At 64.6% G+C, this 14174-nt stretch carries 18 protein-coding genes and 1 tRNA gene; 12 read left to right on the top strand and 7 right to left on the bottom strand.

The window, feature by feature from the left end:
• Positions 1 to 28: 28 nt before the first annotated feature.
• Positions 29 to 226 carry a hypothetical protein gene (locus WI560_RS16245; protein ID WP_028136572.1) on the top strand — a complete coding sequence of 66 codons (198 nt, stop codon included), beginning with the start codon at positions 29 to 31 and terminating at the stop codon, positions 224 to 226.
• Positions 227 to 258: 32 nt separating this feature from the next.
• Here the strand turns inward: WI560_RS16245 and WI560_RS16240 are convergent, their stop codons facing one another.
• Together WI560_RS16240 and WI560_RS16235 are read right to left on the bottom strand one after the other, a co-directional pair.
• The gene (locus WI560_RS16240; protein WP_375304016.1) at positions 259 to 384 is read right to left on the bottom strand and encodes a hypothetical protein; all 126 of its coding nucleotides are present in this window, start codon (positions 382 to 384) and stop codon (positions 259 to 261) included.
• 79 nt (positions 385 to 463) lie between these two features.
• Positions 464 to 694: a hypothetical protein gene (locus WI560_RS16235; protein ID WP_028136571.1), complete on the bottom strand. Its 231-nt coding sequence runs from the start codon at positions 692 to 694 to the stop codon at positions 464 to 466.
• A gap of 282 nt (positions 695 to 976) precedes the next feature.
• On the opposite strand from WI560_RS16235, the gene WI560_RS16230 reads away from it, so the two are divergent.
• Positions 977 to 1264 (top strand): hypothetical protein, encoded by a 288-nt coding sequence (locus WI560_RS16230; protein WP_375304015.1) that lies wholly within the window; start codon positions 977 to 979, stop codon positions 1262 to 1264.
• A 67-nt stretch (positions 1265 to 1331) separates the two neighbouring features.
• Here the strand turns inward: WI560_RS16230 and WI560_RS16225 are convergent, their stop codons facing one another.
• The gene (locus WI560_RS16225; protein ID WP_162832225.1) at positions 1332 to 1496 is read right to left on the bottom strand and encodes a hypothetical protein; all 165 of its coding nucleotides are present in this window, start codon (positions 1494 to 1496) and stop codon (positions 1332 to 1334) included.
• Positions 1497 to 1737: 241 nt separating this feature from the next.
• Here WI560_RS16225 and WI560_RS16220 point away from each other — a divergent pair, with 241 nt between their 5' ends.
• The 4 genes from WI560_RS16220 to WI560_RS16205 all read left to right on the top strand — a co-directional run bounded on the left by WI560_RS16220 (position 1738) and on the right by WI560_RS16205 (position 4168).
• Entirely contained in the window at positions 1738 to 2499 is a 762-nt protein-coding gene (locus WI560_RS16220) for an NAD-dependent protein deacetylase (protein ID WP_375304014.1), read from the top strand.
• A 197-nt stretch (positions 2500 to 2696) separates the two neighbouring features.
• Entirely contained in the window at positions 2697 to 3359 is a 663-nt protein-coding gene (locus WI560_RS16215) for a cold-shock protein (protein ID WP_375304013.1), read from the top strand.
• Between the two features lie 148 nt (positions 3360 to 3507).
• A complete protein-coding gene (locus tag WI560_RS16210) occupies positions 3508 to 3993 on the top strand; it encodes a DUF192 domain-containing protein (RefSeq protein WP_375304012.1) in 486 nt (161 codons plus the stop codon).
• 98 nt (positions 3994 to 4091) lie between these two features.
• A tRNA-Pro gene (locus tag WI560_RS16205) sits at positions 4092 to 4168 on the top strand.
• A 292-nt stretch (positions 4169 to 4460) separates the two neighbouring features.
• On the opposite strand, the gene WI560_RS16200 is transcribed toward WI560_RS16205, so the two are convergent.
• Positions 4461 to 4619, bottom strand: a complete 159-nt coding sequence (locus tag WI560_RS16200) for a hypothetical protein (RefSeq protein WP_375304011.1) — start codon at positions 4617 to 4619, stop codon at positions 4461 to 4463.
• Between the two features lie 334 nt (positions 4620 to 4953).
• On the opposite strand from WI560_RS16200, the gene WI560_RS16195 reads away from it, so the two are divergent.
• Positions 4954 to 5148 carry a hypothetical protein gene (locus WI560_RS16195; protein ID WP_257179626.1) on the top strand — a complete coding sequence of 65 codons (195 nt, stop codon included), beginning with the start codon at positions 4954 to 4956 and terminating at the stop codon, positions 5146 to 5148.
• Between the two features lie 71 nt (positions 5149 to 5219).
• Here the strand turns inward: WI560_RS16195 and WI560_RS16190 are convergent, their stop codons facing one another.
• Both WI560_RS16190 and WI560_RS16185 read right to left on the bottom strand, forming a co-directional pair.
• Positions 5220 to 5618, bottom strand: coding sequence for a translational machinery protein (locus WI560_RS16190; RefSeq protein WP_375304010.1), 399 nt, complete (start codon positions 5616 to 5618; stop codon positions 5220 to 5222).
• 187 nt (positions 5619 to 5805) lie between these two features.
• Positions 5806 to 6969: an OpgC domain-containing protein gene (locus WI560_RS16185; protein WP_028136564.1), complete on the bottom strand. Its 1164-nt coding sequence runs from the start codon at positions 6967 to 6969 to the stop codon at positions 5806 to 5808.
• A gap of 256 nt (positions 6970 to 7225) precedes the next feature.
• Here WI560_RS16185 and WI560_RS16180 point away from each other — a divergent pair, with 256 nt between their 5' ends.
• Together WI560_RS16180 and WI560_RS16175 are read left to right on the top strand one after the other, a co-directional pair.
• On the top strand, positions 7226 to 7531 hold the full coding sequence (locus WI560_RS16180) for an ETC complex I subunit (protein ID WP_028136563.1): 306 nt from the start codon (positions 7226 to 7228) through the stop codon (positions 7529 to 7531).
• Positions 7532 to 7755: 224 nt separating this feature from the next.
• On the top strand, positions 7756 to 8244 hold the full coding sequence (locus WI560_RS16175) for an Lrp/AsnC family transcriptional regulator (protein WP_028136562.1): 489 nt from the start codon (positions 7756 to 7758) through the stop codon (positions 8242 to 8244).
• Here the strand turns inward: WI560_RS16175 and WI560_RS16170 are convergent.
• Entirely contained in the window at positions 8241 to 9269 is a 1029-nt protein-coding gene (locus tag WI560_RS16170) for an AraC family transcriptional regulator (protein ID WP_375304009.1), read from the bottom strand. The genes WI560_RS16175 and WI560_RS16170 overlap by 4 nt on opposite strands.
• Before the next feature lie 101 nt (positions 9270 to 9370).
• On the opposite strand from WI560_RS16170, the gene WI560_RS16165 reads away from it, so the two are divergent.
• From WI560_RS16165 to WI560_RS16155, 3 genes are read left to right on the top strand one after another with little or no spacing between them, the layout of a single operon-like run.
• Positions 9371 to 10543, top strand: coding sequence for an isovaleryl-CoA dehydrogenase (locus WI560_RS16165; RefSeq protein ID WP_257179629.1), 1173 nt, complete (start codon positions 9371 to 9373; stop codon positions 10541 to 10543).
• A gap of 23 nt (positions 10544 to 10566) precedes the next feature.
• A complete protein-coding gene (locus WI560_RS16160; RefSeq protein ID WP_375304008.1) occupies positions 10567 to 12171 on the top strand; it encodes a carboxyl transferase domain-containing protein in 1605 nt (534 codons plus the stop codon).
• A 4-nt stretch (positions 12172 to 12175) separates the two neighbouring features.
• A complete protein-coding gene (locus WI560_RS16155) occupies positions 12176 to 14173 on the top strand; it encodes an acetyl/propionyl/methylcrotonyl-CoA carboxylase subunit alpha (protein ID WP_375304007.1) in 1998 nt (665 codons plus the stop codon).
• Position 14174 lies beyond the last annotated feature (1 nt).

Genomic DNA, 14174 nt, shown 5'->3' with positions numbered 1-14174 from the left:
AAACGGCTTTGCAACAAGCAATTTTGTCATGACACCTTTTTCACAGCCTTCCTTTTACCAGGGCGACCGCCACACCTACCGGCGCGTCGCCATCGTCGGCACGCTGTTTTGTCTCGCATTCGTGGTGGTCAGCTTTTCGTTGCGGCCGCAGGTCGAGGACACGCGCGTTGCGGTCAAGGCCGACCGGCTGGTGCGCACGGCGGGCCAGCCGGCGCATGCCAATTGAGCGGCGCGCGCCAGAGAGAGTGTCGTACCCAATTAGCGCTCGTCGCTGTAGCTGCGATTGCCAGCCGGCACTTCCGGACATGTGGTGCCGCGCGAGGCGAGCGCCAGGAAGCCGGCATAGCCGGACAGGTTGAGCAGCACTTCGAGCCATGCGGGCATGTCGGCCTCTTCCGTTCTGCGTGAAGAGAGTTCAATGTCCGCGCGCAATCCCGGTTCCCTGCTTCCGCGGAATAGCAGCTCAAACCGGAGAGGAGGGGTCCAGGCGGCGGCCGAGGGTCGCAACGGATTCGCTCGACGGCTGCTCTTTCAGGAACTCGGCGATGGCCCGCGCCAGCTCGCGGTCACTCATCGGCGTCGGCGGCGGATGCAGCGCGCCATTACCGAAGTTGCGCACGATCTCGTCGTAATGCCGATCGTCGGATCTGGGAACCAGTTTACGGATGCGGGCCAGCAAAGCGGATAAGGGCAAATCTTCCTCCTCGGTCGTTCGCCCCGTTGGCAGCCATCGCCGTGTGCTGCCATCTGTTCCCGTGAAACTGAAAACCCCGCCGGCATCGTGGAGATGCCGACGGGGTCTTTCGTGCTGTCGCCTCAACCGGATGGCGGAGGCTCCCGCACTTGGAGAGGTAATGCGCGCCCGGCGATTTCGTTCCGGCCGACTGCATTTTGTTTGCAGCGGCCGGTTCCGCACCTGCGCGCAACTATCGCAGGCGCGCGTCGTTAATCCCGGCAAGACGCGAAGGAGGAGAGCATGAAGAAGACATTGGCAGTTCTGGCCACCGTCGCAGCCGTCGGCGTGACCGCGGTTGCAGCCCCTGCGCCGGCCGAGGCACGCGGGCGCGGCATCGGCCCGGGCCTCGCATTTGGCCTCGCCGCCGGCGCGATCACCGCGGGCGCAGTCGCAGCATCCCCGTACGGCTATTACGGCCCCCGCTACGGCTATTATGACCGCCCCGCCTATTATTACGAGCCTGGCCCCTACGGCTATTACGGCGGCGGACCGTACCACCGGCACCATCACCACTGGCGCCATTGGTAACACCCGACAAGCGAAAAGCCCGGAGCGATGCTCCGGGCTTTTTTCATGCGCAATGATCAGAGGCGCGTTACGGCCAAAGCGAGGGCCGTTCGACTTTGCGGGCATTCTCCAGCGTCGACACGAAATACTCCTCGCGCTCGCGCTTGAATTTTTCCTGCGTGGCACGGAAGGCGGCGACACGGGCGGCGATCTCGTCGCGCTCACGGGCTTTGCGTTCTTCGTCTTCGGTCATGGCCATCCCCTCGGGTTACTATTGAACTCAAGCACTGCCGCCGCATCATCTTGAGTCGCATTCACACATCCATTGATGCTCCCGAATGGGGCGTCAATGGGGAGGCGGCATTGCAGGATTGTGATATGCGAAGGCCGGAAAAAATTGCCGAGTGCATCGCGTTGGCGCTTGATAAGAGCGTCAATGATCTTGCCGCTTGCGCAGCGAGCTGCCAGGGCAAAAACGAATCGGGAGGCCGCGATTGATTGCATCGGATCTTCAAAGCGGCGTCGAACGGCTGGGCGACATGATCGCCGAGGCAAAGGTGATCGTGCCGTTCACCGGCGCCGGCATCTCGACCGAATGCGGCATTCCTGATTTTCGCTCGCCGGGCGGAATTTGGACGCGCTACCGTCCGATCGAGTTCGGCGAATTCGTCGCAAGCCAGTCGGCTCGCGACGAATCCTGGCGGCGCCGTTTCGCGATGGAGGAGGTGTTCGCGGCGGCGAAGCCCGGCCGTGGCCATCGCGCGCTGGCCTCGCTCTATCGCGCGGGCAAGGTTCCCGCCGTCATCACCCAGAACATCGACAATCTGCACCAGGCCTCCGGCTTCGCCGGCGAGCACGTGATTGAACTTCACGGCAACACCACTTATGCGCGTTGCATCGGATGCGGACAGGCCTATCCGCTCGACTGGGTGAAGCGCCGCTTCGACGAGGCCGGCGCCGCGCCCAACTGCACCGCCTGCGACGAGCCGGTGAAGACCGCCACGATCTCTTTCGGCCAGATGATGCCCGAGGACGAAATGCAGCGCGCGACCGCGCTGTCGCAAGCCTGCGACCTCTTCATCGCGATCGGTTCCTCGCTCGTGGTCTGGCCGGCGGCGGGCTTTCCGATGATGGCGAGGAACGCCGGTGCACGTCTGGTGATCATCAATCGCGAGCCGACCGAGCAGGACGACATTGCCGACCTCGTCATCCGTCACGACATCGGCGAAACGCTCGGGCCCTTTGTCGGCAATTGAGGCATCAATTTGATTCGCGGCTGTGCAAGCTGTTCATAGGTTCCGGCGAATCTCTTTTTTGTCTATGCCTCGCAACCGGGAGTGTTATCTTTTGAGTCGAAAGATTCGCGTCGCGTCCAATTGAGAACATTCTCTTAAGACGCGTGATTCGAGCGCCGCCGGTGGGCGGGTTGCATGGCAGCGTGGGGTCCGGGGTTATGGGGTCGTCGGACGGATTTGAGTCCAAGAAGCTCGGGGTTCCCGGGCAGGGAGTATCGTCCGGGCGGGGCACGCCGGGCGAACACGGCGGTGCCGGCCGCGACAGCGGCCTCAATCCCTTCAGCGGGTTGGGCGAGGCCAGCGCCAACCTCGTCGAAGTCCACGGCGTCATCAAATGGTTCGACGCCTCCAAGGGCTACGGCTTCATCGTTCCCGACAATGGCTGGCCGGACGTGCTCCTGCACGTTACCGTGCTTAGGCGCGACGGCTTCCAGACCGCCTATGAGGGCGCCCGCATCGTCGTCGAGTGCATCCAGCGCGCCAAGGGTTATCAGGCCTTCCGCGTCGTCTCGATGGACGAATCGACTGCGATCCATCCGGCGCAGATGCTGCCACCGCGCACCCATGTCACGGTCACTCCGACCAGCGGGCTGGAACGGGCCCAGGTCAAATGGTTCAACCGGCTGCGCGGCTTCGGCTTCCTGACCTGCGGCGAGGGTACGCCCGACATCTTCGTGCATATGGAGACACTGCGCCGCTTCGGCATGACCGAGCTCCGGCCCGGCCAGTATGTGCTGGTCCGCTTCGGGCCCGGCTCCAAGGGCATGATGGCGGCCGAGATCCATCCCGAGACCGGATCGCCGGGACTGCAGTCGCACTGAGCACGGTAAGACGTGCCGACCGGATCCGTTCGAGCCTTCAGGTCCCGCAATCGTGAGCAGAGGCGCGCCGGCAGGCCGGCGCGCCTCTGGCTTTTCCGGCGACCGCCGCTTAAGGACTGACTCCAGTCCCACGCCTCGAGTGTCCCCCATGAATCCTGATCGAAAGGCCGTCTGGTCCGCTCTGAAGGGCTGGCTCGCCGCCATCCTCATCGCCGCCGGCTGTGTCGTCGCCAACGCGCCCGCCGGCGCCGCCAGCTTCCAGCCGCTGGAGATCGTCACCAGGAACGGCGTGCAGGTGTTCTCGGTGGAGATGGCAACGACCGCGGAAGAGAAAGAGACCGGCCTGATGTACCGCAAGGAGCTGGCGGACGGCAAAGGCATGCTGTTCGACTTCAATCCCGAGCAGGAGATCTCGATGTGGATGAAGAACACCTATGTCTCGCTCGACATGATCTTCATCAGCGCCAACGGGCGCATCCTGCGCATCGCCGAGAACACCGAGCCGCTGTCGACCAAGATCATCTCGTCCCGGGGGCCGGCCCGGGCCGTGCTGGAGGTGGTGGCGGGAACGGTGCAGAAATACGGCATCCGCGTCGGCGACCGCGTCGGTCATCCGCTGTTCGGCAGCAAATAGGGCGGGCAGGCGAGGGGCATTGGCAGCCCTGCTGGCACCAGTTTGTGAGCTTGCTGGCGCCTTTGGAAGCGTGTATCGACGGGGCTTAGCCGGACATTCGGGGTATAGCGCAGCCTGGTAGCGCGGCAGTTTTGGGTACTGCAGGTCGTTGGTTCGAATCCAGCTGCCCCGACCAGTCCCGAGGTTGAATCCCTTTCATTTTCCTTGCGATTCTAACTCCGCCTCAGGCGAACCGGACCTGTACCGCGCAAGGCGGGCTGCAAGCCAATGGCCAGGCGGCGTCAGGCGCCGGCGTCGAGCGAAGCCGGTCAGAATGACCAAGACGTCATCGAACCTTGCTGGCGTCGCCGCAGACATATCGGTGTTGGGGATTTCAGCGCCCAACGTCTAAACGCAACGCCGCCAAGCGATGGATATTCCGCTTGCGCGGCGTTGCGCTTTTCAGACGGCTTGTCAGATCCGGCCGGTCAGCCCGCGGCGTACCAGCCGGCGGGAAACGGCACGAAGGGCCAGATCGTCTGGTTGTCGTTGGCGGCTTTCGGCGGTTCCGGGGTAACCGTCTCTGCGGCCGGCGCAGACCACGCCCAGCGCAGCACGACGCGCAAGCATGCATATTCCAGATTCATCGTGGTCGTCCCCGCCCGTCAATGATCTTCAAACATCCAACCCGTTACAAAGTTCGACGTCAGTTCAAAAATGCACCTGCGCGTAAGCCTGCGCTCGTTCTCAAATCGCGTGCAATTCTAGAAGAGCCGGCTGCGGCATTCAACCGACCGCGCAGCTTCATCCCAAGAAGTAAGGTTGATCGGTTAGGTTAAAGCCGAGCGGTTGTTGCGGCCGTTGTTCGGGCTGCTATCAGATCGGACCCGGCTCGCGATGTGCTGCCCTCCATTCCTGCGACACCGATCACGGCTCGTCGCGGCGCGCATCAGGTGAGTTCTGCGTCAGCGAGTTCTGCCCATGTCCTTCGATCGCAACCTCAAGACCGCCGGTCCGCAGTCGGGCTGGAACGAGATCTGGCACCTCTGGACCGTGATCGTGCCCCGCCGCTCGATCAATGGGCAGCTCGTGTACGGCAAGGTCTGGCGCCGCCATGACGGCCGCGATTGGATCTACAAGAAATTCACCGAGTTCGACAGCGAGGAAGCGGCCTGAAGCGCGATGAGCGGGGATTGACCGCTCATCACGCCCAGGATTCGTGCTGAGGCCGAGTGGCGTTCGCCAGCCTATCCCCGTGCCTGCACGCGCGGCAGCGGCAGTTTGAAGTGACGTTTCGCATAGGCGACGATTTCGGCGTCCGAGGGATGATCGGCCGCTTCCACCGCCGCAATCCGCTTGGCGAGATCGGGAGCGTTCGTGCGGATGTAGCTTGCGAGCTCCGTCTTGGCGCTGGCCGGACCGATGATGAGGATCTCGCCGGCATCGGCGATGGCCTTGCTCACTTCGGTGTAGAACGCCTTGTCAGGAGCGGCATGGCCGCTGCCGACCACGTTGGCCTTGTGATGGAGGTGACGCGTCGCGAGGTGCGGATGCAGCGTGACTTCGTCGGAGCCGCTCAGGCCGAGATGAAAAATCCTGGCTTGCGAATGGTCGATCCATACCACGGCGTGAAAATGAGAGGGCATGTGCTTTTGGCCTTGTCCGAGGGGAGGCCGCCGACATCGGAGCGGCGGCGCGTGTCGTGACGACATTATGCCGGCCGGCGCAGCCCCCGGTTGACCCAGGTCAATCGATGGCTCAAGCCGCCAAGGCGACCGCGCGCTCCGCGAACAGCGCGCCCCGAACGGCGGGGCGTTCCCGGCTCAGGCCCGCCTATGCCGCGCTTGCCGCCGGCTTGGGCGGCGGCTTCAGCGGCTTGTCCTGCTTCTTCGACCACGAGATGTAATAGGCCACCGTCGTCATGATCGCGATGCCGGCGACGCTGACGAAGATCTGCGCGAGCAGCGAGCCCGAGCTCATCGACAGCTCGAAATGGCCGACGAAGGACAGGAACACGCCGACGCAGAACACGGCCAGCGATTGCTGGCCGCAGACGATCAGCGGATCGAACACCTTCCATTCGAGCCCCGGCCATTCCTTCGGCACGAAGCGGATCACCAGGATCACGATCACGACGAAGTGGATGAAACGGTAGGGCGCGAGGTTGGTCTTGTCGTTCGGGTTGAAGGCCGAGAACAGCCATTCCGGGAACATGCCGCCGAACGTGGGGAAGCGGCCCGCCATGGTCATGACCAGGGCGAACACGAGATAGCCGAGACAGAGATAGAGCGTGATCGGCGCGTTGATCAGCGCCATCGAGCGCCGCGCGCCGCCCAGCGCACACCAGGCGCCGAACACGAACAGCACCTGCCAGGCGTACGGGTTGAAGTACCACTGGCCGGCCGGATAGGCGTTCAGATTCCAGCCGAAGTGGCGCGCCGTCAGCCACAGCACGATCGCCAGCACCATCGTCAGATCGGGCTTGCGCAGCATGAACCACAGCACCGGCGGAAACAGGCCCATCAGCACGATGTAGAGCGGCAGCACGTCGAGATTGAGCGGCTTGAAGCGCAGGAACAGGCCCTGGCGCAGCGTCTCGGTGGCGTTGTCGACGAGACCGGCGACGTTGAACTCGTTGATCATCTCGCTATCGCCGAAGCGCAGCGCCAGATAGCTGATTGAGGCGATATAGATCACGAACAGGATGATGTGGGCGACGTAGAGCTGCCAGACCCGCTTGGTCAGCCGGGTGGCCCCGACGATGAAGCCGCGCTCCAGCATCATCCGCGCATAGACGAAGGAGGCCGTGTAGCCGGAGATGAAGACGAACAGATCGGCGGCGTCGGAAAAGCCGTAATTGCGCGTCGTGATCCAGTTCACGACGTTGTCGGGGATGTGGTCGAGGAAGATCGCCCAGTTCGCGACGCCGCGAAACAGGTCGAGCCGGAGATCACGGCCCTTGTCGGGGAGGGTGGCGTTGACGTTCAGGAAGGCCATGCGAGGGCAGCTCTCGAAGGGGGCGGGCAGGCTGAGATCGGGGAGACAGTGCGGCCGGGCGGGATCCCGGCGCGGCAGGCGGGTACGCAATTGTCACGGTGCAGCATAATGACTATACCGTCGCAGGGGCCACGGGGGCCGGAATCACCAAGCAGTTCCCAACCGGTTTTCTCTATACTATCCCTGAGGTTTGCACCAACTGCCACCCTGACGCATCGAAATGAACGAAAGACGAAAAACGAGGCCCGGACCACCCATGACCGCACGCATTTTCAAGCCCGCCAAGAACGCGATGCAATCCGGCCGGTCCAAGACCAAGGAATGGCAGCTTGACTATGAGCCGGAGCAGCCGCGCGCGGTCGAGCCGTTGATGGGCTGGACCTCGTCGGGCGACATGAAGCAGCAGATCACGCTGCGCTTCCACAGCAAGGAGGAGGCGGTCGCCTATTGCGAGCGCAAGGGCATCGCCTACCAGGTCATCGAGCCGAAGGAATCGGTGCGGCGCCCGGTTGCCTATGCCGACAATTTCTCGTTCCGCCGCGGCGAGCCCTGGACGCACTGACCACTTGCCTCCGCGCACGCTGAATTCCTCATGCCCGGGCTTGTCCCGGGCATGAACGTTTTGGGGCCGATGAAAAAATGAAGATGGCGAGGGCAAGCCTGGCCATGACGCTGAGAGGTATTCTGCTTGTACTCGGGGGTGCCATGCGCAGCTCCAGCCCCTTGGCACCCCTTCCGCCGCGTGCTTCGCTGGTTCGCATGACACGACCATGGCGAGGTTAGGGGATGGCCGGGCGGGACCAGCTCGACAGCGTCGATTTGAAGATACTCTCCGAGCTGCAGCAGGACGGACGGGTGCGCAACAACGAGCTGGCGCTGCGCGTCGGGGTATCCGCGCCGAACTGCCTGCGGCGGCTCAAATCACTGTTCAGCCGCGGCGTGATCCGGGCGGTGCGGGCCGTGCTCGACGAGCGGCGGCTCGGCTATGAGGTGGTCTCGTTCGTCTCAATCCAGCTCGGCAGCCAGGCGCAGCCGGTGCTGGAGGCGTTCGAGAGCTCGATCGCCGCGATCCCGCGCATCCAGCAGTGCTGGCGGATTTCCGGCGATACCGACTATCTCCTGAAATGCGTGGCGCCGAGCGTCGAGAGCATGCGCCAGCAACTGCTGCATTTCGCGGCCATGCCCGACGTGAAGAACGTCCGCAGCTTCCCTGTGCTGGGCGTTGCCAAGGACGTGCCGCTGCCGCTGCAGGACGTTGCGGCAGCGTCTTCTTAGCGATACCGGCCGCGAAACTCGCGGGGGCTCGCGCCGGTCCAGGTGCGGAACGCGCGGGAGAAGCTCTTCTCGTTGCGGAATCCGGCGATCTCCGCGATCCGCTTGATCGGCGTGCGGCCCCGCATCAGTTCCTGTTTTGCCAGCTCGAACTTCGCCTCTTCCTTGAGGTCGCGCAGCGAGGTGGCCTCCTCGCGCAGGCGGCGATGCATGGTGCGGGTGGAGAGCGCAAGCTCGCTCGCGACGTCCTCGGCGCCGAGGCTGCGCCCGCGCGCATTGCGCAGCACGCGGCGGACCCGCTCGACCAGCAGCCGGTCGCGCCGATAGGGCAGCACGGTCAGCCTGAGCGCGCCCTTGAGCATGTTGTCGAGATCGACGGCGCTGCGCGTCAGCGGCAGCGACAGATAATGCTTGTCGAACACGATGCGGGCGCGATCGGCATCGAAGCGGATGTTCCGGCAAAAGATGGTCGGATAGACCGAGACATGGCCGGGCTCAGCGTGCGGGAATTCGGCCGCGCGCAGCGCGATCCTGGAATCGACGGCCCAGCAGGAGAAGCCGAGCACGTAGCGGAGCAGCGTGACCAGGCAGAATTCGCGCAAATCGCCGAGATTGCGCAGCTCCCGGATCGAGACCTCCGCGGTTTCCTCGCCGACCTCGAGATCGAGCAGCACGTCCTCGGTGAGCAGGCGGTGATGCCGGCACCAGCGCTTGAGCGCGACCTCCAGCGTCGGCGCCGTGATCGAAGCGCGGCACAGCATGCCGTAGGTGCCGAAGGGCAGGCGCCGCGAGAACCAGCCGAGCGCCTCGTCGTCGAGCTCGCGCATGGCATGGCCCGCCAGGGCCTCGAACTGGATGGCCGTGATCCGCCCGTCCGGAGAATTGACAAGGTCTGGCGCTATCTGAGCCCGCTGCAACGCTTCAGCCGGGTCCAGTCGGTAACGCGCATAGGCGGCAACCACGCCGCGAACGAAGGCGGCCGGAGTGACGGCGCGGCGCGGGACCGCAGTTGCGGCTTGGAAGGGCATGAGGAAAATCCTCGCCAAGTTTGGCGGAAAATGCAACCTTTTCGACCGCAAGAGGGCCCTGACCCCGCTAGGTTCGGTGCCCAAAACACGGAGGAATCGCTTTGAACATTCCGAGCATCGATTTCGACCTGGGCGAAGACATCACGATGCTGCGCGACACGTTGCGCGCCTTCGTGGAGGCGGAGATCACCCCCCGCGCCGCCGAGATCGAGAAGGCCAACCTGTTTCCGGCGGACCTGTGGAAGCGCTTTGGCGACCTCGGCCTGCTCGGCATGACCGCGCCGGAGCAATATGGCGGCTCCAACATGGGTTATCTCGCCCACGTCGTCGCCATGGAGGAGATTTCGCGCGGCTCGGCTGCGGTCGGGCTGTCCTATGGCGCCCATTCCAACCTCTGCGTCAACCAGATCCGTCGCAACGGCAACGACGCGCAGCGCCAGCGCTATCTGCCGAAGCTGATCTCCGGCGAATATGTCGGCGCGCTCGCGATGTCCGAGCCCGGGGCCGGCTCCGACGTGGTCTCGATGAAGCTGCGCGCCGACAAGCGCGGCGACCGCTACGTGCTCAACGGCTCCAAGATGTGGATCACCAATGGCGGCGATGCCGACGTGCTGGTGGTCTACGCCAAGACCGATCCGGAGGCCGGCCCGCGCGGCATGACCGCCTTCCTGATCGAGAAGGGCTTCAAGGGCTTCAGCCACGGCCAGCATCTCGACAAGCTCGGCATGCGTGGCTCCAACACCTATCCCTTGTTCTTCGACGAATGCGAGGTGCCGGAGGAGAACGTGATGGGCAAGGTCGGCGAGGGCGTCAAGGTGCTGATGTCCGGCCTCGACTATGAGCGCGCGGTGCTGTCCGGCGGCCCGCTCGGCATCATGGCCGCCTGCATGGACGCGGTGGTGCCCTACATGCACGAGCGCAAGCAGTTTGGTCAGCCGATCGGTGACTTCCAGCTGATGCAGGGCAAGCTCGCCGACATGTATTCGACCTGGCAGGCCACGCGCGCGTATGTCTATGCCGTGGGGAAGGCTTGCGACCGCGCCGACCACGCGCGTACCTTGCGCAAGGACGCGGCGGCCGCGATCCTCTATTCCGCGGAGAAGGCGACGTGGATGGCCGGCGAGGCGATCCAGGCGCTGGGCGGCGTCGGCTACACCAGCGAATTCCCCGTGGGGCGCCTCTGGCGCGACGCGAAACTCTACGAGATCGGCGCGGGGACGTCCGAAGTCCGCCGCATGCTGATCGGCCGCGAGCTGATGGCCGAGACGGCTTAAGTCTTTCACCCATTGGAATCAAAATGCCGCTTCATTCCAGCATCGATCCGTCTTTGTCAGATTTCGCGCGCAATGCCGAGGCGATGCGCACCCTCGTTGCGGATTTGCGCGAGAAGCTTGCCCAAGTCGCCGGCGGCGGCGGCGAGGTCTCGCGCAACCGCCACACCGCGCGCGGCAAGATGCTGGCGCGCCAGCGCGTCGACCTGCTGGTTGATCCCGGCACGTCGTTCCTGGAGCTGTCGCCGCTCGCGGCCTACGGACTCTACGGCGGGGACGTGCATTCGGCGAGTGTCGTGACCGGAGTAGGACGCGTTGCCGGGCGTGAATGCGTCATCGTCGCCAACGACGCCACCATCAAGGGCGGCACATATTATCCCATGACCGTGAAGAAGCACCTGCGCGCCCAGGACATCGCGCGGCAGAACAATCTTCCCTGCGTCTACATGGTCGATTCCGGCGGCGCCTTCCTGCCGCTGCAGGACGAGATTTTTCCCGACGAACGGCATTTCGGCCGCATCTTCTACAATCAGGCGCAGATGTCCTCGCAAGGCATTCCGCAGATCGCGATCGTGATGGGCTCCTGCACCGCCGGCGGCGCCTATGTGCCGGCGATGTCGGACGAGAGCATCATCGTGCGCAACCAGGGCACCATCTTCCTCGGCGGCCCGCCGCTGGTGAAGGCCGCGACCGGCGAGGTGGTCAGTGCCGAGGAGCTCGGCGGCGCCGACGTGCATTCGCGCCAGTCGGGCGTCACCGATCACTATGCCCAGAACGACGCCCATGCGATCGGCATCGCCCGGCGCATCGTCGGCACGCTGAAGCCTACCGCGCGACCGAACCTGAACATGCATAAGCCGCGCGATCCGCTGTTCCCGGCGGAGGAGATCTACGGCGTGGTCCCGGTCGACGGCCGCAAGCCGTTCGACGTGCGCGACATCATAGCGCGCGTGGTCGACGGCTCCGAGTTCGACGAGTTCAAGAAACTCTATGGCACGACGCTGGTGTGCGGCTTCGCCCATATCTGGGGCTATCCGGTCGGCATCATCGCCAACAACGGCATCCTGTTCAGCGAAAGCTCGCTGAAGGGGGCGCATTTCATCGAGCTGTGCTGCCAGCGCGGCATTCCGCTGGTGTTTTTGCAGAACATCACCGGCTTCATGGTCGGCAAGAAATACGAGGCCGGCGGCATCGCGCGCGACGGCGCCAAGCTGGTGACGGCGGTTGCGACCGCCTCGGTGCCGAAATTTACCGTTGTTATCGGTGGTTCCTACGGCGCCGGCAATTACGGCATGTGCGGCCGCGCCTACTCGCCGCGCTTCCTCTGGATGTGGCCGAACGCGCGCATCTCGGTGATGGGCGGCGAGCAGGCTTCGATGGTGCTGAGCCAGGTCCGCCGCGACAATATCGAGGCCAAGGGCGACAGCTGGTCGAAGGAAGAGGAAGACAAGTTCCGCGAGCCGATCCGCGCGCAATATGAGAGCCAGGGGCACCCGTACTACGCGACGGCGCGCCTGTGGGACGACGGCGTGATCGACCCGGCCGACACCCGCCTCGTGCTCGGCCTTGGCCTCTCGGCCGCATCGAATGCACCGATCGAACCGACGAAATTCGGCCTGTTCAGGATGTGATGCGATGGACCGCTCAAAGCTCTACCGGCGTTTTCGCACCCTCCTGATCGCCAATCGCGGCGAGATCGCCTGCCGCGTCATCCGCACCGCGCGCGCCATGGGCCTGCGCACCGTCGCGGTCTATTCCGAGGCCGACCGCGACGCGATGCATGTCGCGCTCGCTGACGAAGCCGTGCTGCTCGGGCCCGCGCGCGCCCGCGACAGCTATCTCAATGTCGAGCGCCTGATCGAGGCCGCGCGCAAGACCGGCGCCGAGGCCGTGCACCCCGGCTACGGCTTCCTGTCGGAGAATGCCGAGTTCGCGCAGGCCTGCTATGATGCAGGCCTGGTCTTCGTCGGCCCGACCGCCGACATGATGAATGCGATGGGCTCGAAATCAGGCTCGAAGGCGCTGATGGAAAAGGCCGGCGTGCCTCTGGTGCCCGGCTATCACGGCGAGGCCCAGGACGATGCGACGCTGGCGAAGGCGGCCGAGAAGGTCGGCTTTCCCATCCTGGTGAAGGCCTCCGCCGGCGGCGGCGGCCGCGGCATGCGTATCGTGCGCTCGGCGGACGAGCTTGGACCTGCGATCGTCAGCGCCAAGCGCGAGGCCAAGGCCGCGTTCGGTGACGATCGCATGCTGATCGAAAAATATGTCGACAATCCCCGGCATATCGAAGTGCAGGTGATCGGCGACAGCCACGGCAATCTGCTCTCGCTGTTCGAGCGCGAATGCACGCTGCAGCGCCGGCACCAGAAGGTGATCGAGGAGGCGCCGTCGCCGACGCTCAACGCCGCGCAGCGCGAGACGGTCTGCGCCGCCGCGCGAAAGGCAGCCGGCGCTGTAAACTATGTCGGCGCCGGCACCATCGAGTTCGTCTCCGACGGCAAGGACGTGTTCTTCATCGAGATGAACACGCGCCTCCAGGTCGAGCATCCCGTGACCGAGCTGATCACCGGAATCGACCTTGTCGAGTGGCAGCTCCGCGTCGCCTTCGGCGAAGCGCTGCCGCTGAAGCAGGACGAGATCCGGCTCAATGGCCATGCCGTCGAGGCGCGCGTCTATGCTGAGAACCCGACCAAGAATTTCATGCCCTCGGTCGGCAGGATCTCGACGTGGCGCCTGCCGGAGGAAACCGGCGGCTTGCGGATCGATGCCGGCTACCGCGAAGGCGATATGGTCTCGCCGTATTATGACGCCATGCTGGCCAAAATGATCGCATGGGCGCCGACGCGGGATGTCGCGGTCGAGCGGCTGAACCGCGGCCTGGAAGAGTCCGACGTTCGTGGCATCGTCACGAACATTCCGTTCCTGTCGGCGCTGATGACGCATCCGAAGGTACGGACCAATGCGATCGACACCGGTTTCATCGAGCGCGAACTGGCTGTGCTGACACAGGCCGCGCCGGCGCCGGGCGAGCTCGAGCTGTGCGCGGCGGTCGCTGCGATCGTCAACGGCGAGCGACGGATGGCGGAGGCGAATTCGCCCTGGCAAACCTTCGGCTGGCAGCCGGTCGGCCGCAGGCAGCGCAGCTTTGCCTTCCGCGTCGGGCACGGGCCGGAGCAGAAGATCATCCTGAACTACGGCAGCGGGCCATCGACGCTGGTGCTCGGCGATCGCGAGCTGGCGTTCGCGATTGCGCCACGGGACGGCGGCTTCGATCTGACGCTCGACGGCGTGAAATCGCATGTCGCGGCCGTGATCGACGGCCACGAGCTGTATTTGCGCACGCGCAACGGCCGCTTCGATCTGCACTGGGTCGATCCGTTCGGCGGCGAGAGCGAGGAGCATGTCGGCGAGGACAAGATCGCCGCCCCGTTGCCGGGGACGGTCGTTGCCGTGCTGGCCGAGGAGGGCGCCAAGCTCGACAAGGGCGCACCGATCCTCACGCTGGAAGTGATGAAGATGGAGCAGACGCTGCGCGCGCCCTATGCCGGCGTTCTGAAGTCGATCAAGTGCAAGGTCGGCGACATCGTGCAGGAGGGCGTCGAGCTCGCCGTGGTCGAGCCTGCGGGAGAGTGAC

This window comes from Bradyrhizobium sp. A11, from assembly GCF_042077125.1.
In the GTDB taxonomy this organism is placed as follows: Bacteria; Pseudomonadota; Alphaproteobacteria; order Rhizobiales; family Xanthobacteraceae; genus Bradyrhizobium; species Bradyrhizobium japonicum_B.
Note: the sequence above shows the minus strand (reverse complement) of the source record. Positions and strands in the feature narration are given on the sequence as shown.